Source organism: Azospirillum endophyticum (assembly GCF_016595245.1).
GTDB lineage: Bacteria > Pseudomonadota > Alphaproteobacteria > Azospirillales > Azospirillaceae > Azospirillum > Azospirillum endophyticum.
The window spans coordinates 387,161-403,500 of the sequence record NZ_JAENHM010000044.1; the positions used below are offsets into that span (position 1 = coordinate 387,161).

At 68.7% G+C, this 16,340-nt stretch carries 15 protein-coding genes; 4 read left to right on the forward strand and 11 right to left on the reverse strand.

Features of this window, described 5'->3' with window-relative positions:
- Nucleotides 1-2: 2 nt before the first annotated feature.
- The 3 genes from JHL17_RS15100 to JHL17_RS15110 all read right to left on the reverse strand — a co-directional run bounded on the left by JHL17_RS15100 (nt 3) and on the right by JHL17_RS15110 (nt 3,748).
- Nucleotides 3-785 carry a gluconate 2-dehydrogenase subunit 3 family protein gene (locus JHL17_RS15100; RefSeq protein WP_247893546.1) on the reverse strand — a complete coding sequence of 261 codons (783 nt, stop codon included), beginning with the start codon at nt 783-785 and terminating at the stop codon, nt 3-5.
- A 236-nt stretch (nt 786-1,021) separates the two neighbouring features.
- Complete coding sequence (locus JHL17_RS15105) at nt 1,022-2,701, reverse strand: caspase family protein (RefSeq protein ID WP_345773820.1); 1,680 nt, start codon at nt 2,699-2,701, stop codon at nt 1,022-1,024.
- 60 nt (nt 2,702-2,761) lie between these two features.
- Nucleotides 2,762-3,748 carry a LysR family transcriptional regulator gene (locus tag JHL17_RS15110; RefSeq protein ID WP_247893547.1) on the reverse strand — a complete coding sequence of 329 codons (987 nt, stop codon included), beginning with the start codon at nt 3,746-3,748 and terminating at the stop codon, nt 2,762-2,764.
- A gap of 84 nt (nt 3,749-3,832) precedes the next feature.
- Here JHL17_RS15110 and JHL17_RS15115 point away from each other — a divergent pair, with 84 nt between their 5' ends.
- Nucleotides 3,833-4,663, forward strand: a complete 831-nt coding sequence (locus tag JHL17_RS15115) for an SDR family NAD(P)-dependent oxidoreductase (protein WP_200194315.1) — start codon at nt 3,833-3,835, stop codon at nt 4,661-4,663.
- A 42-nt stretch (nt 4,664-4,705) separates the two neighbouring features.
- Here the strand turns inward: JHL17_RS15115 and JHL17_RS15120 are convergent, their stop codons facing one another.
- Both JHL17_RS15120 and JHL17_RS15125 read right to left on the reverse strand, forming a co-directional pair.
- Nucleotides 4,706-5,209, reverse strand: coding sequence for a hypothetical protein (locus JHL17_RS15120; RefSeq protein ID WP_200194316.1), 504 nt, complete (start codon nt 5,207-5,209; stop codon nt 4,706-4,708).
- On the reverse strand, nt 5,209-5,589 hold the full coding sequence (locus tag JHL17_RS15125) for a DUF6152 family protein (protein WP_200194317.1): 381 nt from the start codon (nt 5,587-5,589) through the stop codon (nt 5,209-5,211). Before JHL17_RS15125 ends, JHL17_RS15120 begins: the two co-directional genes overlap by 1 nt.
- Before the next feature lie 224 nt (nt 5,590-5,813).
- Between JHL17_RS15125 and JHL17_RS15130 the strand changes: the two genes are divergently transcribed.
- Nucleotides 5,814-6,890 (forward strand): type II asparaginase, encoded by a 1,077-nt coding sequence (locus JHL17_RS15130; RefSeq protein WP_247893548.1) that lies wholly within the window; start codon nt 5,814-5,816, stop codon nt 6,888-6,890.
- Nucleotides 6,891-7,362: 472 nt separating this feature from the next.
- Here the strand turns inward: JHL17_RS15130 and JHL17_RS15135 are convergent, their stop codons facing one another.
- Nucleotides 7,363-8,319, reverse strand: a complete 957-nt coding sequence (locus tag JHL17_RS15135) for a hypothetical protein (protein WP_200194318.1) — start codon at nt 8,317-8,319, stop codon at nt 7,363-7,365.
- Nucleotides 8,320-8,685: 366 nt separating this feature from the next.
- On the opposite strand from JHL17_RS15135, the gene JHL17_RS15140 reads away from it, so the two are divergent.
- Nucleotides 8,686-9,072 carry a hypothetical protein gene (locus JHL17_RS15140; protein WP_200194319.1) on the forward strand — a complete coding sequence of 129 codons (387 nt, stop codon included), beginning with the start codon at nt 8,686-8,688 and terminating at the stop codon, nt 9,070-9,072.
- Nucleotides 9,073-9,270: 198 nt separating this feature from the next.
- Nucleotides 9,271-9,834 carry a histidine phosphatase family protein gene (locus tag JHL17_RS15145; protein WP_200194320.1) on the forward strand — a complete coding sequence of 188 codons (564 nt, stop codon included), beginning with the start codon at nt 9,271-9,273 and terminating at the stop codon, nt 9,832-9,834.
- Nucleotides 9,835-9,862: 28 nt separating this feature from the next.
- Here the strand turns inward: JHL17_RS15145 and JHL17_RS15150 are convergent, their stop codons facing one another.
- From JHL17_RS15150 to JHL17_RS15170, 5 genes are all read right to left on the reverse strand, one after another.
- Entirely contained in the window at nt 9,863-10,516 is a 654-nt protein-coding gene (locus tag JHL17_RS15150; RefSeq protein ID WP_200194321.1) for a VTT domain-containing protein, read from the reverse strand.
- Nucleotides 10,517-10,718: 202 nt separating this feature from the next.
- A complete protein-coding gene (locus JHL17_RS15155; RefSeq protein ID WP_200194322.1) occupies nt 10,719-11,759 on the reverse strand; it encodes a DUF808 domain-containing protein in 1,041 nt (346 codons plus the stop codon).
- A 106-nt stretch (nt 11,760-11,865) separates the two neighbouring features.
- Complete coding sequence (locus JHL17_RS15160; RefSeq protein ID WP_200194323.1) at nt 11,866-12,777, reverse strand: alpha/beta hydrolase; 912 nt, start codon at nt 12,775-12,777, stop codon at nt 11,866-11,868.
- A gap of 26 nt (nt 12,778-12,803) precedes the next feature.
- Nucleotides 12,804-15,350, reverse strand: a complete 2,547-nt coding sequence (locus tag JHL17_RS15165; RefSeq protein ID WP_200194324.1) for a TonB-dependent siderophore receptor — start codon at nt 15,348-15,350, stop codon at nt 12,804-12,806.
- A 174-nt stretch (nt 15,351-15,524) separates the two neighbouring features.
- Nucleotides 15,525-16,340: FecR family protein (locus JHL17_RS15170; protein ID WP_200194325.1), on the reverse strand; the 816-nt coding region annotated here is incomplete at its 5' end.

The window sequence follows — 16,340 nt, forward strand, 5'->3', positions numbered from 1 at the left end:
CCTCAGCCCTTCCTGGCCCAGTCGCCGCGGCCGCCGATCGACACCGGCGGTGCCGTATATTTCTGATTGTGCTTCAGCACATGGTCCCGATAGTCGTAGCGGGTGCCGGGGAAGCCGATCATCTTCCAGCTGACCATGTCGCGGTTGCCGCCATAAATCGGGTCGGCGAAGAAGCCCTCCATGGTGTTCTGCAGGATCAGGCTGAAGAAGCTGCCGGCGCCGACCGGGCCGTCGAACGTCACCTCGTCCTTCTCCATCGCCGCCAGAAGCTGGTCCTTCTGCTCCGGCGACAGGTCGGTGAAGCTCTTGCCGCCCATGGTCCGGCGGCAATGGTCGTCCAGCGCCTTCAGCCCCTGGCGGTACTTGACCACCGGGGTCAGGTCGCTCTGGTCGCCCTGGGTCGGCAGGCCGGGCTGGAACGGCCCCTTCATGTAGAGCCGGTCCGAGGTGCCGTAATGGCCGGACAGCTGCCGGTCGATGAAGACGGCGCAGCCGGCATCCTTGCCGCTTACGCTGAGGTCGTCGGCGGGGATCAACCGCTCGGCGATGGCCTCCACCATCTCCCCCTCGCGCGGGGTGAAGAAGGTCCAGGGGCCGGGAAGCACCTGCCGCGGCGGCTCGATCGAACCCGAATCCCAGGGCAGTCCGGTTCCGAACAGGATTTTCGCACTGGCGCCGGAGGCGGACAGCGCCACCAGCCCCATCGCCGTGGTGGCGAGGAAGCGGCGGCGGCTGGTGTGGAACACGCTTGGCTGGCCCGTCTTCGGGGCGTCGCTTGGGGTCATGTCAATCATCCTGGAGTCGTCGCGACCGCTCCCGCCGCGTCGCGCGACAGGGCAGCGGTGGAACGAAAGATTCCAATGATTGAAAGACATACACCCGGCCTCAAGACCACGCGCAGCCATCATTGGGCGATGATCGCGCACAAACGGTCAGTGAGGATGACGCAAATGCAGCCCCCCGCCGGTGGTAGCCGTTTGCGGTACCCGGCCTTGGACGGCGCCTCGTATCGAGCGTCCGATCACTCCTCTTCCGCGTCTTCCTCCTCTTCCGGCACCTCGTCGAGGACGATCCTGTCATCGACGGCGTAGAGCATGCAGTCGTCCTTGCCGGACTGCCCGCAGCGCTCCAGCGCCGCCTCCTTCGCCTCCTCCTCGCTGTCGCGGTCCCAGACCGTGGCCCAGCGGCCGGCCAGGGTCACGGCCAGCGCCTTATGCCCGGTGTTGCGCTGGTAGTTCACCATGCCGACCTTGCGGGTGTGGTCGCTGACGAAGGGGACGCGCGCCGGATCGAAGCGGCCGGTCCCGACGAGCTCCACCGGCATCGGCGTGAAGCCCTTCGCCCCCATCACCACCGCATCGTCCACGGCGTAGAGGGTGCAGGGTTCCTCCGCGCGGTACTGGCAATATTGCAGGGCGCCGCGTTTGACGTCGTCCTCGTTCCGGCTGTTCGATTTGTTGGAGAAATAGGCGTAGTTCCCCTTGGTGGAGATCGCCAGCGCCTTGGGCGACGGCAGGCCCGGATACAGCGCCAGGGCATCGCGCGCCTTGGCGCTGAGATAGGGGATCGCCGCCACATCCACCGCTTTGGCCGGCGGGGCGGCCGGGGCCGGAACCGGCGGGGCGGCCAGCGCCGCGACCGACACCGGCGCCCGCTCCGAAGCGGCCGGAGCGACGGTGCCGGTCGCGCCAGGATTGGTTGCGCCAGTATCGGTCGCGCCACCCGCCACCCCGCCCAGCTCGGCGACGCGCGCCTCGGCGATGGGGGCGAAGATGCCTTGCGGGAACTGCTTCAGATAGGCCTCGAACAGGCCGCGGTTGGAACTGCCCTTGATGCTATCCCAGAACAGCGCCTCCTTGTCGGCGGGCGCGGCCGATGCCTTGTTCCCGGTGTCGGCGGCAGGTGCCGTCACCACGGTGGTCGGCCCCAGGAAATAGAAGCGCCCCTCGATGGGGGAGGCCGACACCCAGGGCTGCTGGACGCCGCCGGTGTTGCGCTTCACCGCGATGCCGACATCGTTGAAGACGTCGAACACCGTCTCCCCCGGCTTCAGCAGGGCCTTCGACAGCGCTTCGGTGTAGGGGCTGTTCGAACCGGCGCCATCGGCCGCCACCGCGCCCGGCTGGGTCGCATAGGCGATGATGGTTCCGGCCGGCGCCTGCATCTGCGCCAGTCCCGGCGACACCGCGCGCAGGCCGCGGCCGCCGAAGGGATTGTTGCGGCAGGCATCCAGGATGACGATGTTCAGCCGGCTTTCCGCCTGCGCCATCTCGTCCAGCACCATGGCGACGTCGATCAGCTCGTAGCGGACGTCCGCTTCCTTCTCCAGGTTGGCGGAGACCGGCAGCAGGAAATTGGTGCCGCGCGCCTGCATGCCATGCCCGGCATAGAAGAACAGCCCGACATCCGCCCCGGCCAGCTTGGTGCCGAAGCTGCGGATCGCCCGCTCGGTTCCGGCCCGATCCAAGTCGAGTTGCGGCGCCCCGCCGATCAGTTCGAATCCGGCCGCGCGCAGGGACTCCGCCATCGCCTTGGCGTCATTGGTCGGGTTGGGCAGCCGAGGCGCGAACTGATAGGTGCTGTTGCCCAACACCAGCGCCACCCGCCGCTCCGCCACCGCCTCGCCCGGGCCTGCCACCCAGACGAAAAGGGACAGGATCAGCGACGAGGCCACCGCAACGGTGCGTCCCAGGGTGCTCACGGAGATTTTCCTTCGAAGCGGAAGCGTTCCGGCCACTCTGCCCAGGCAACGGCACGGGTTTCAAGGACGGCGACCATCCTCCTGCGCCGGCCGCGCATCCGTCTTGCCAGCCGTCCCGGCATCGGCGGCGCGAACCGCGTCGATGAAGGCCCGCAGGGCCGGCGCCATCTGCCGCTGGCGCGGATAGCACAGGAACCGGCCGGGAAAGGCGGCGGACCAGCCCTCCAGCAACGGAACCAGCTCTCCCGCCGCGACAGGCCCGGCCACCGCATCCTCGACGCAGAAGCCGATGCCGAGTCCCCGCAGGGTCGCGCGCAACGCCATGTCCTTGTCGTTGAAGATCAACGGCCCGTCGACCGCGACCTCGAACCAGGAGCCGTTCTCGAAGAACTCCCAGGCATAGGGCATCACATGGCCCGGCCAGCGCCAGCGGACACAGCGGTGGTCGACCAGGTCGCGCGGATGCTCCGGCCGGCCATGGCGGTCCAGATAGTCGGGCGACGCCACGGCGATCTGCCGCAGGTCCGGACCGAGACGGACGGCAACCATGTCGCGGTCGATCACTTCGCCGATCCGGATGGCCGCATCGAAGCCGCCCGCCACCAGATCCACCACCGCATCGTCCAGCGTGATGTCCAGCACCACATCGGGAAAATCCTGCGCGAAGGCCGCCAGCATCGGTTCGATGTAGAGTTCCGCCGCCGCGCGGAAGCTGTGGATGCGCACGGTGCCGGACGGACGGTCGCGATACCGGCGCACCTGCCCGATCGCGTCGCCGAGTTCCGAGACGGCCGGCTGCACGCGGCGGAACAGATTCTCGCCGGCGTCGGTCAGCGCGACGCTGCGCGTGGTCCGGTTGAGCAGCCGCACCCCGACCCGCTCCTCGAAGCCGCGCACCAGCTGGCTGAGCGCCGAGGGGGAAACGCCCAGCCGCTCCGCCGCGCGGCTGAAGCTCAGCGTCTCGCCGACGGCGAGGAACGCGCGAAGCTGATTGTAGTCGCTGCCGGAGAGCAAGGGATCCATGCGGATCAGAAGAGCATTCTTCATCCAGGCTTACAAGTCTCATCAGAAATCCGGGCATTCTGTGAGCAACCCACCGGATGTATCTCTGGCCGCGAAAGGAGACTTCCCATGACCACATGGTTCATCACCGGCATCTCGCGCGGCCTCGGGCTGGCACTCGCCAAGGCGGCGCTGGCGGAGGGGGACACCGTCATCGGCACCGTCCGCGGCGGCAGGCCGGACCTCCCCGCCGGGCGCGGCACCCTGCATGTCCTCACCGTCGACCTCGCCGACGGCGACGCGGCCGAGGCTGCCGTCGGCCAAGCCTTCGCCCTCGCCGACCGTCTCGACGTGATCGTCAACAATGCCGGCTACGGTCTGCTGGGGGCGGTCGAACAGGCGACCGATGCCGAAGTCGCCCGGCTGTTCGCGGTCGACGTGTTCGCCCCCTTCCGCATCATCCGCGCCGCTCTGCCCCGCCTGCGCGCCCAGGGGGCCGGGCACATCGTCAACATCACCTCCATCGCCGGACGGGCGCCCGGCGCCGGCGCCGGCCTCTATGCGGCGGCCAAGCATGCGCTGGAAGGTCTGTCCTCCAGCCTCGCCCAGGAGGTGGCCCCCCTCGGCATCAAGGTGACGGCGGTGGCGCCCGGTGCCTTCCGCACCGACTTCCTGTCCCCCCATTCGATCCGCAAGAGCGCTGCCGAGGATGTCGCCTACGCCGACAGCGTCGGGCGGGTGTCGTCCGCCTTCGACGGCATGGCCGGCCGCCAGCTCGGCGATCCGGATCGCGGGGCGCAGGCCATCCTGGCCGCCGTCCGCTCCGACGCCCCGCCGCTCCACCTGCTGCTGGGGTCCGACGCCCTCGGCCGCGCCCGCGCCAAGCTCGGCGCCGTGATCGCGGAAATCGACGCCTGGGAGGCGGTGACCCGCGGCACCGACTTCGCCGACCGGGCCTGAGCCGCGGGGAAACCGACGGATGGGCAACCTGCAGGTGGGTGGCTACAGGTAGGCGATCAGCCGTCCCGATGCCAGCACGCCCACCCACAGCAGGAGGGAGACCGCTCCGGCGACGCGTGCGGCCGGCGGCGGCCTCCCGCCGCCGCCCCAATCGAGAATCCGCCGGCCGGCCCCCCGGTGGAACAGGGCGACGTTGCCCAATGCCAGCACCATCAGGCCGATCTTGACAAGGAAGGCGGGATTGCGGGCCAGCGCCGTCGCCTCGCTGATGAACAGCAGCAGGCCGGTCGGCACCACCAGGACGAAGCCGACGGCCGCCACCGGCAGCAGCAGCCGCGACAGCGCCTCGGCCGGCAGGCGGGCGTGCAGTCCCATCAGCCGCAGGTCGAAGGCGGCGATCGACCCGATCAGCAGCGCCAGCCCCAGGATGTGCAGCACCTCGACCAGCGGATAGAGCCACAGCGACTGGCGCAGCGTATCCCCCAGGCCGGAGGTCTCCAGCGCCACCAGCCAGCCAGGGCCTGTCGGGCCCAGACTATGGTCCATCAGCGCAGCTCGACGGTCTGGCCGCCGACGGCAATGCGCTCCGCCCGCAGCTCCGCCGGGTCGGACTTGCTGGCATAGCCGACGACGGTGACCGTCTCGCCGGGCTTGATCGTGCCGTCCGGCAGGCCGCGCGCGGTCATGCGGCCCGGCGGCGCCAGCACCACATGCCACAGCCTGCCGTCCGATTGAAGGTTCAGCATCGCGTGGGGGTTGCTGAAGGCGAACTGCTCGACCGTGCCGGTCAGGGTCAGCGTCTTGCCGGCGTCGTAGCCGCCCCAGCCATGATGGGCGAGCGCCGGCAGGGCGACCGCCGCCGTAACCGCGAAGCTGGCGGCAACAAGGATACGGGATCGGGTGTCGGGCAGGCGGTTGCGGGCCATGATGACGCTCTCCCTTATCGTCGGGCATCCCCGCCACACATGGGGCGGGCCGCCGCTCCGGCAAGCGGAGACTGGACGGCGATGCAGTTGCGAACGGCCGTTCACATTTGTTGTGCAAACTGTTCATGGCCCTGAGCAAGGGCATTCAATGGCATTGCGTAGGTTGCGCACTCCCAAGGGCTGGCAAGGGCCGGCCAAGAAAATCGTAATGGGAGAGGAACGCCATGCTGAAGACCACCGCCCGCACCGTCATCGCCGCTGGGCTCGCCGCGCTGCTGCTGACCGGAACCGCGGCCGTTGCCGCCGACGCGCTGCCGAACGTGACCATCCTGGCGACCGGCGGCACCATCGCCGGCACCGGCGCCACCAGCACCACCACCGTCGGCTACACCGCGGCCAAGGTCGGCGTCGAGAAGCTGATCGAAGCGGTGCCGGAACTGAAGAAGGTCGCCAACGTCAAGGGCGAACAGGTCTTCCAGATCGCCAGCGAGAACATGACCAACGACCATTGGCTGAAGCTGGCCAAGCGGGTCAACGAGTTGCTGGCGCAGAAGGACGTCGACGGCATCGTCATCACCCATGGCACCGACACCATCGAGGAAACCGCCTATTTCCTGAACCTGACGGTCAAGAGCACCAAGCCGGTGGTGATCGTCGGCGCCATGCGTCCCTCCACCGCCATCAGCGCCGACGGCCCGGTCAACCTCTACAACGCGGTGACGCTGGCCGGCTCCAAGGACGCCGTCGGCAAGGGCGTGCTGGTCTCGCTGAACGACCAGATCAACGCCGGCCGCGACGTGACCAAGACCAACACCTCGACCGCCGACACTTTCCGCACGCCGGAACTGGGCTTCCTCGGCTACATGCAGGACAACAAGGCGCATTTCTACCGGCAGGTCGTGCGCAAGCACACTGCCGAGGCCGAGTTCGACATCTCCACCCTCGACAGCCTGCCGCAGGTCGACATCGTCTATGGCTACGCCAACAACAACCGCACGGCGCTCGACGCTTTGGTGAAGGCGGGCGCCAAGGGCATCATCCATGCCGGTGTCGGCGACGGCAGCCTGTCCAACGCGATGAAGCCCGGCCTGACCGACGCCCGCAAGCAGGGGGTGGTGATCGTCCGCTCGTCCCGCGTCGGCAACGGCATCGTCGCCCGCAACGGCGAGGCCAACGACGACGAGCTGGATTTCGTCGCCAGCGACACCCTCAACCCGCAGAAGGCGCGCATCCTGCTGATGCTGGCCCTCACCAGGACGACCGACAGCAAGGCCATCCAGACCATGTTCTACACCTACTGACCGGACTGCCGGACCGGCTACGGCAGTCACGGATCTCACGGGTCATTGAGGCAATGGCATCAGGTGACTTATTCGACCGTCATTCCCGCGAAGGAGCCTGTGAAGAAATCGAACGCACATAAGAGAACCCTGATTCCGTAGGCGCGCACGTCTCCCACTCGTCATCCCCGCGGAGGCGGGGAACCAGGATTTCCAACACAAGTGCTTGTGAAGACTGGATGCCCGTCTTCGCGGGAATGACGGCCGAGGAAAGCGCACGATGCGATCCAACGCGACATGGTTCGAACTTGGGGCTTCTCTCAGCGAGTCACCGATTTCTTCACAAACTCCTTCGCGGGGATGACGCAGAGTTTCTTTGATTCCAGAGGTTTAATGGTGCTCTGAGTTGTGTGAATCCGCCAGGCCGGACCGGAGGGAGCGCCGGGGCATCTCCGGCGCCGGCGCCCCTTCCCATTGGCACCGGTCCCGCACATCATCCGTCCTGATGGCGCTTCTCCGCTGGCGGGATCGCTGCGAAGCGGGCGTTCCTGAAGTCGTGAAGCAGGCGGGCGGCGTCGCCCCCCGGTCGCGCATGGCCTCCGAGGGCGCTTTCCGGCAACCGGTAGAGGCAGCCGTCGCGGGCGAAGACGAGGTCGCCGCCGTCCCAGTCGGCCCAGTCGCTTCCGGGGAGATCGACCAGCACCTGTCCTTCACGATCAAGGACGCGATGGCTGAGGTCGTACCAGGCGCTTTCCCTCCGTCCGATGGCATGCAGCAATTCTTGCAGCCGCCGTCCGCCCTCTCCCTCCTTCTCGACGATCCGCGGGGCTTCGAATGCGTAGAACGCGCCGGCCCGCCGTCCGCCCTTCCGCCCCTGGCCTTCGGCGACCATGCGCCAGCCATCGCGGCTGCGGATCGCCCAGTTGACCGGATTGTCCTCGCCACTGCCCGATCGCTCGCCGAGCGGCTTCACCCGCATGTCCGCGGCCAACCGGAACCCTTCGGCCAGTTCGAAGCCCTTTGAATCGGGGGCGGCCCGATGGTTGAGAAGGAGCGTCTCCTCGTCCTCGAACATGCCGCCGCCGCCCCAGCCGTCGCCCTTCGGCCACAGCGCCAGCGCCGTGAGGAAGGGGGGCTCGGACAAGGCCGTCCAGCTTCCGTAGGGCGGGCGATAGGTCGCCGCGAAGTAGACCAGCAGCCTGCCCGAGGGGGAGAGATCGCAGCGCCGTTCATAGATGCGGCCCTTGAACCACTGGCCATGCTCGACTGTGTCGTCGTGCAAATCCCAGCGGATCAACTGAACCTGTCGCGACGGCCCGCGCCGGAAGATCACGCCCGTGCGCGCCGTCCGGGCAAGGATCGCATAGAGCCGTGTCGCCGACGATCTGCCTGCCGCTTCGGAGACGCCCATAGCCTCGCTGCCCTCGATGGCCGACACGGTATTCTTCACGTCATCGTTCAATCGGTCGCCTCGCAGATGGCCGAATGCATTTAGATCGGATCACGGCCCACGTCGAATCCGGCTTTCGGTGATCCGGCCTGATGACCGGCCGAGCGCCGCCACACGGAAGACCCTTGAGGTAGCCTCCGCGCGCCATGTGGGTAACGGCGAACACCCCTCCTCTCCTTTTCGCCCATTGGAAAATACGCGAACAGCCGGTTAAGCCAAGATCGAGTTCGCCAGTGAACCCGTCTCCGGATCGATCCTGCTACCGTCCATGCGTGACCCAACCGATAGCGGCCCATTGCCGTATTTCCCAGCGCGGCCAGGAGACGGGTGCCTGTCCCCTCTGCGACCGGCCGTGGGCGAAGCCCGTTGGACTTCGGCCCGACGCCGCCGGTCGATCGTCACAAATCCAAGGAGATTTTCGATGAAGGCTGTTTGCACGCTGTCGACGGGGACGGTTCGCGCCGCGCTCCTGGCTTTCACCGCCGTTTCGACGCTCGCGCTCCAGCCCGCCGCCACCCGGGCGCAGACGCCCGATCCGGACAGCTTCCATCAGATGATGAGCAACCAGCCTTCGGCCAGTTGCTCATGATGAAGGCCGACACGCTGTTCGACATCGAGGACTACGAAGCCTTCCTGCCGGTCTACGAACACTGCCTCTCCCAGATCGACCCGCCCGGCATCCGCGGCAACTGCGAGCTGGCGAAGGGGCTGGCCAAAAAGCGGAAAGGATTCTTTTCCAGACTGTTCCCCTGAGGGGCCGGCGAATCCTCTCCCGTCAAAGCCATTTTGGAGGGCCCCGGGTTGAGACATCCTCGCGCCGGACCGGGTGCCGGCTGCGGAGCATGGTGACGCCCTTCCTTTCCTCAGGCATGCTCGGCGCCAACGAGACGCCGACGAGACTGCCCGCCGATCCGACAGGAAGGGTCGGCCGCACCACCCAAGGAAGCACCGATGCCCGTCCTGCGCCGCCGCGTCCTGATGGCCCTTTCCGCCGCGGCGCTGCTTGCCATCCCGGTCGCCAAGCCGGCAGCGGCGCTGGAGACGGCCGGCCTCGTCGTCTTGATGCGCCATGCGGAGGCGCCCGGCACCGGCGACCCGCCGGGCTTCAAGCTGGACGACTGCTCCACCCAGCGCCTTCTCAGCGACGACGGCCGTGCCCAGGCAGGGCGGATCGGCGAACGGATGCGGCAACTCGGCATCGGAGAGGCCCGCGTGCTGTCCAGCCAATGGTGCCGCTGCCTGGACACCGCCCGGCTGCTGGATCTCGGCCCGGTCAAGGAGATGCCGGCCCTCAACTCATTCATCGGCAGCCCGGAAGAGGAGAAGGACAGGGTCACCGAACTGCGCCAGTTCCTGGCCGACCTGCCGCCGGACGGCAAGCCGGTCGTGCTGGTCACCCATCAGGTCACCGTCACCGCCCTGACCGGCATCTTCCCCACCTCGGGCGAGGCCATCCTGCTGCGGGCCAACGGTACCCCCGCGCCCGAGCTGCTCGACCGTCTGCCGGCCCGCTGACCGCGCGCAGCGGGACTGTCCAATCCGGCTAGCAGCCCGGCCTTTCCGGCATCCCGTCGACGGGCGGAGCGGGCACGCAGGGCTTTCCCGCGCCCTCCGCCGCCCTGCCATCCGCCGCTCCCGGAACGGCGCGGCCCGCGGATCCGGCCAAGTCGTAACCGGTCCAGGCCAGATGGCCCGGCGACATCAGCAGAGGCGCCCAGATCAGCGCGGACAGGATGTTGAAGGTCTGGAACTTCCGGTGGGGCATCGCCATCATGCCGGCCGTCGTCGGCACGACGGCGCGCAACGGGCCGATGAAGCGGGCCAGAAACACGCCTTTGCCGCCATGCCGAAGGAAGAAGGCTTCGCCACGGCGGCGCAGGTCGGGCTGCCTGCTGAGCGGCCAGAGCCGGAACATGCGCTCGCCGTAGCGCCGGCCCAGCCAGTAGGACGCGGCGTCTCCCAGAATGGCGCCGCCGGCGATCGCCAGATAGACCGACCAGAAATCGAGAACCCCCGCCGCCACGAGCGCACCGGTCGCGGTCAGCATGACCACGCCGGGAATGAGAAGCCCGACGAGGGTCAGCCCTTCCGCGAACGCCATCAGGAAGATGATGACTTCCGCCCACTCCGCATGCGCCTCGATGAAGCCGGCGAGCGCGGTCCCGTACTCTGCGAAATCCGGGAATCCCGTCAGCACGATGTCTGCGCCCGCGTCCTCTCAGGCCCTGATGGGCGTCGGCGGCCGATGCGCCATCGTTGCCGGTCGATCATGGGGCTCAATCCTTTCGGTCGATGGCTCCAGGCGCACCACAGTTGGGCCCGTCCCCCCGGCCGTACAAGACGGCGCCCTTCGGATTGCCTTCCGGATCGTGGTGCGGCGGCTTTCGTCGCAGGGATCCTCACCCTTTCAGTTTCGCGAAAACCGGAATGGCGACCTTATGGACCAGCGGGATCAGCAGGGCACCGATGAAAAGGCCTGCCACCCCGGCTATGCCCGCCGACACCAGCCACTCCACCAGCGCCGCGCCCACCGGAAATGCCTGGCCGACGGTGGTGGCGGCGGCGTGGATCGCATGCCCGATCTCCTGCAACCCATAGCCTTCCAGCCCATGGATGATGATGCCTCCGCCGACCCAGAGCATCGCAGCGGTGCCGACGAGGGCGAGCAGCCTGAGGAACAGCGGCATCCCGTAGACCAGCCCGCGGCCAAGCCCCTGCGTCAGCGGACGCAGCCCCCGGTCCGCACCGCCCGGCGCGCCGGGAGCGGGACGGCGCAACCCCAGGAGGCTGGAAACAGGGCGGTCGTTCCGCGCCAGGGAAATGCCGACATCGTCGGCCTTCACGATCAGGGCCACCGCACCATACACGACGATGGTGATGCCGGTCCCGACGACGGCCAGGATCACGGCCTGCATCCAGAAGGAGGAGACCTCCGCGGCGACGGTCGACAGCGTGATCGCCATGATCTCTGCGGACAGGATCAGGTCGGTCTTGATCGCGCTGCTCACCTTGGCGTCTTCGAACTGCCGGCCGGCCGCAGGGTCGCCGGCGGTCTCGCCGGCCTGGCCGGCATGGGCCGCATGCGGCCATATGGCCTCATGGACCTTCTCCGCCCCTTCGTAACAAAGGAACGCGCCGCCCATCATCAGCAGCGGCGTGATGGCCCAGGGCGCCACGAGACTCAGAATCAGGGCGGCCGGCAGCAGCAGGATCAGTTTGTTCTTCAGGGAACCGAGAGCGATCTTGCCGATGATCGGCAGCTCCCGATCCGCCGTGAATCCGACGACGTAGCGCGGAGTGACCGCGGCGTCGTCGACCACCACACCGGCGGCTTTGGCCCCCGCCTTCGCGGCCTGCCCCGCGGCATCATCCAGGGACGCGGCCGCGACCTTCGCCAAGCCGACCACGTCGTCCAGCAGTGCGATCAATCCCGTGCTCAAGAAAGTGGCTCCCTACAGTCCTGGTGCACACCACCATACATCAGGCCGCTCCATTCCGATCAATCCCAGAAACCGGCCTCGGTGCAGGTTCTGTCCGGATCGGGGCCTAGCGCCGGAGCGCCACGGCCACCGCCCGGCTGACCGCGGCCGGAATGACCGACCCATGGGTCTCGCCCACGAAGGACACGAAACCCACCGCCGGCCCCCGCGGCGCCAGGGCCGTCAGCCGCTCCGCCAGTTCGCGCGCATTCCCCTCCATCCGCGCCTTGCGCCGACGCTCCTCGCGCGCCGGATCGGGCGGCTCGCCGGGCGGGGCCTGCAACTCGTTCCCACCCACCGTCACCAGCAGGCTGCGGCCGGCAGCGGCCGGCGGGAGAGCCGCGGTGAAGCGGCGCTCCCCGTCGAGGATGGCGCGGTCCTGCCACCAGATCGACGGGCTGGCGGCGACATAGCGCTGGAACGCCGCGCAGCGGGTGAACAGCGCATGCAGGACGAACAGCCCGCCATAGGAATGGCCGAACAGGGTCTGCCGGCCGCGGTCGACCCGGAACCGCCGCTCCACCTCCGGCTTCAAGTTATTCTCGATGAAGTCGAGGAAAGCGTCGGCGCCGCCGGTCCCGGACGGCGCTCCGGCGGCCGGCGGCGTGTAGTCCCGCGCCCGCCGCATCTGGTCGAACGGCTTGTCGCCCGGATAGCCGATGGCGACCACCAGGGCCGGCGGGATCCCCGCCGCCGCGCCATGGCCGCCGACCACCCGCATCGCCTCGGTCGCCGTGCCGAAGACGCTGTTGCCGTCCAGCAGATACAGCACCGGCCAGCCCTCCGGCGGCGGCGGAGTCTCCGGCCAGGATGCGAAGAGGCGATGGGGCCGGGCCGGGTCGCCGCCGGCCGTCATGTCCCACTGCACCGTGCGGGGCAGCGTCACCGCCACCGGCTCCCCGGCCGCCGAGGACCCGCAAGTCATCAGGTCGGCTGCCACCGCCGCGGCCGCCGCGCCCAACAGGCCGCGCCGTGTCATCCTCCCATCGCTTGTCGCCAACTCGCTCACCATTTGTAGCGCACCCCCGCCAGCACCAGCCGCCGGTCGCCGAAGAAGCAGGCGGTGGCGGTGGCGCAGCTGGACACATAGTCCTTGTCGAACAGGTTGGTGACGTTCAGCGTCAGCTCCGCCCCCGTCAATTGGGTCTTCAGGGCGCCGAGGTCGTAGCGGATCGCCGCGTCGGCCAGCGTGTAGGACGGCACCTCGAAGCTGTTCACGTCGTTCCCGGCGGTCGGCCCGACGTAGCGGACGCCGCCGCCCAGTTCCAGCCCGGCGAGGGGGCCGCTCTGGAAGCGGTAATTGACCCAGCCGCTCGCCATATGGTGCGGCACCTGCGGCACGCGGTTGCCGGCGACGCCGGCCGTATTGGATTTCGTCACCTCGGCGTCGATGTAGCTGTAGGCGCCGATCAGATCCAGGCTGCTGGTCAGGCTCGCCCGCCCCTCCAGCTCGATGCCGCGGGAGCGGATCTCGCCGGTCTGGACGCTGTAGAGGGTGTTCAGCGGATCGGCGGTCAGCACGTCGCGCTGGCGGATCGAATAGCCGGCCAGCTGGATGAAGCTGTTCAGTCCCGGCGGCTGGTACTTGACGCCGGCCTCATACTGCTCGCCCTTGGTCGGAGAGAAGGCCCCCCCGCCGCGCGCCGGCGAATAGCTGCCGGAATTCGGCAGGAAGCTGGTGGAATAGTTGACGTAGGGCGTGATGCCGGTGTCGAACAGGTAGAGCAGCCCGGCCCGCCAGGTGAAGGCATCGTCGGACTGGCTGGTCCGGCTGTTGCCGGCGGACAGGACCGTCGTTTCGCTGTCGGCGCGGTCATGGCGCACGCCGACGGTCAGGCGCCAGTTCTCATAGGCCACCTGATCCTGCGCGTAGAAGCCGAGCTGCGTCTGGATCTGCCGCGTGGTCTGCACGCTGCGCGCGGTGGGGAAATTGTAGCCGTAGACCGGATTGAAGATGTCCAGGGTCGGCACGGTCACGCCGGTGAACTGGCCCAGGGCGCGACGGGCGAAGCCGCGCGACCAGTCGGTGCCGAACAGCAGCGTGTGGTCCACCGGCCCGGTCGCCACCGTGGCCTGCGCCTGGTTGTCGACCGCCACCGTGTTGGCCATGTCGTCGACGTCGCTGATCGACCGGTTGGCCGTGCGCTGGTTGGCCTGGAGCGACGAGAGGGAGATGGCGCTGAAGGACGAGTCGACGTGGTTGTAGCGGGCGTTCTGCCGCAGGGTCCAGACGTCGCTCAGCCGGTGTTCGAACTGGTAGCCGATCGACGCCGAATTGCGCGTGTAGTTGTCATAGGCCGGGTCGCCGGCATAGAAGCCGGAGCCGAGCCTGCCGTTGCGGTTCGGCAGCACCGTGCCGACCGCCGGCGCGAAATTGTAGAATCCGCCCTCCGGGTCGCGCTGGTAGCTGGCCAGCACGGTCAGGCTGGTGTCGGAGGTCGGCTTCCAGGTGATGGCCGGCGCGATGGCGATGCGGTCGTCGTCCACATCGTCGAACTGCGTGCCCGATTTGCGGCCGATGCCGGTCAGGCGGTACAGGAACCGGCCGTCCTCCGTCAGCTTGCCGCCGGCATCGAACATGGTCTGCAGACGGTCGTTGCTGCCGGCCTCCACGCGCAGCTCGTGGGTGTCGGTCTCGGTCGGGCGGCGGCTGACCAGATTGACGATGCCGCCCGAGCCCGCCTGCCCATAGAGGACGGAGGCCGGACCGCGCAGGATCTCGATGCGCTCCAGCAGCCAGGGATCGACCGTCGGGATGGCGTAGGAGATGCTGCGCTGCTGCCGAAGCCCGTCCAGGAAGTTGACGTAGGCCGCACCGGCACCCTGCCCGCCGAAGCCGCGCACGAACACGCTGTCGTAACGGGCGCTCGGCCGCACCTCGGCCAGGACGCCGGGGGTGTAGCGCAGGGTCTGCGACACCGTCTGCGATCCCTGATCGTCCATCTGGTCGCGCGTCACCACGCTGACCGACTGCGGCGATTCGATCAGCGGCGTGTCGGTCTTGGTGCCGGTGGTGGTCACCCCCGCGACATAGCCCTCGACCGGCTGCCAGCTCCGCCAGGCGGTGGCCTGGACATTGACCTCCGGCAACTGGATGGCGCTGCCGGCATCGCCGGATACCGCCGGGGCCGGCATCAGCGTCACGGTGCCGGCATCGGTGTAGCGCCAAGTCAGGCCGGTGCCCTGCAGCAGCTTCGGCAGCGCCTGGTCGACCGACAGCCGCCCGCTGACTCCGGGAGAGCGCAGGTTCGCCGTCATGTCCGAACCGTAGAGAAGCTGAATGCCGGCCCGGCTGGCGAAATCGGTCAGGGCCGAGGACAGCGGCTGCGCCGGAATGTCGTATTGGCGGGCATCCCCCGCCGCCGTACCAGTCGCCGCACCAGTCGCCGTTTGGGCATGCGCGGTCCCACCCGCCGTCGCCACGCAGGCCATGGTCGCCAGCAGAAGGGCACGCAGGGATTTGCGAGAGGGTTCAAAGGCGGAATTAAGGGCGGAATGATGCGGAATCCTGGCCTGTGCCGCGCCCCCCGCGGCACGGATGTCGGTCGCCATCGTCGTCTCTTCGGTCTGCAATCGATCCCGCGGCCCGTTGCCAAGGCCAAGCCGGGATCCTCCTGACTGGTGAGACCGGCGGCGGTGCCAAACCCCTGACGTCGATTTCCAATTTTTCTGCGAATTATTCTCAAAAAAGGAGCCGCCCGGCTTTCCACCCCGCCGGGAGGCCGGTCAGGATGGCCGCTTGGTCAGGACGGCGAGATAGCCGGCGATGCGGTGAACACTGACGGGAAGCACCTGTTCGATGGCGGACAGCGCGCGGTCGGGGTCACGGATGTCGAAGACCCCGGTGACCCGGCGCTGCGCCAGTTCGGCGTCCAGCAGGATGATCGGCCCCGACCGATAGCGGTTCAGTTCGCCCACCACCTCCCGCAGGCTGCGGCCGTCGAAGACCACGCGGCCGTCGCGCCATGCCGTCGCGCGGGCGACATCCACCCCGTTCTCGCGCGTCGGACAGGTGCCCGGTTCGTAACGGGCGGCCTCGCCGGCGGTCAGGCGGACGCCGTCCTCCGACGCGGCGAGGCCGGCGGGACAATGGACCTCGACGATCCCCTCCTCCACCACCACGCGGGTGGCCTCGTCCATCCGGCGCACGGCGAAACGGGTGCCGACCACCCGGGTGACGGCCCCCATCGCCGTCACCTCGAACGGCCGGCTGCGGTCGGCGGTCACGCTGAAGAAGGCCTCGCCACGCCGCAGGGTCACGCGTCGGCCGGAGCCGCTGAAATCGACCGAAATGGCGCTGTCGGTGTTGAGCTGGACCTGCGACCCGTCGGCGAGAGTGACGACGCGCCGTTCCCCCGACGCCGTGCTGTAGTCGCTGCCCAGACGGTCGAGCATGGCCGGACCGAACACCGCCGCGGCCGCAAGGCCGGCGGCGAGCAGCGCCAGCGGGGCCAGGCGGCGGCCACCGGCCGAACCGGCGCCGCCAGCCGGCCGCGGCGGCGGCGGCCCGGCGGCGGTAGCGGAGGCGGCAAGGCCGGCGGC

Coding starts and splice junctions, on each gene's coding strand:
- JHL17_RS15100 (WP_247893546.1), bottom strand. CDS start 785: ATGACCCCAAGCGACGCCCCGAAGACGGGCCAGCCAAGCGTGTTCCAC.
- JHL17_RS15110 (WP_247893547.1), bottom strand. CDS start 3,748: ATGAAGAATGCTCTTCTGATCCGCATGGATCCCTTGCTCTCCGGCAGC.
- JHL17_RS15115 (WP_200194315.1), top strand. CDS start 3,833: ATGACCACATGGTTCATCACCGGCATCTCGCGCGGCCTCGGGCTGGCA.
- JHL17_RS15120 (WP_200194316.1), bottom strand. CDS start 5,209: ATGGACCATAGTCTGGGCCCGACAGGCCCTGGCTGGCTGGTGGCGCTG.
- JHL17_RS15125 (WP_200194317.1), bottom strand. CDS start 5,589: ATGGCCCGCAACCGCCTGCCCGACACCCGATCCCGTATCCTTGTTGCC.
- JHL17_RS15130 (WP_247893548.1), top strand. CDS start 5,814: ATGCTGAAGACCACCGCCCGCACCGTCATCGCCGCTGGGCTCGCCGCG.
- JHL17_RS15145 (WP_200194320.1), top strand. CDS start 9,271: ATGCCCGTCCTGCGCCGCCGCGTCCTGATGGCCCTTTCCGCCGCGGCG.
- JHL17_RS15160 (WP_200194323.1), bottom strand. CDS start 12,777: ATGACACGGCGCGGCCTGTTGGGCGCGGCGGCCGCGGCGGTGGCAGCC.
- JHL17_RS15165 (WP_200194324.1), bottom strand. CDS start 15,350: ATGGCGACCGACATCCGTGCCGCGGGGGGCGCGGCACAGGCCAGGATT.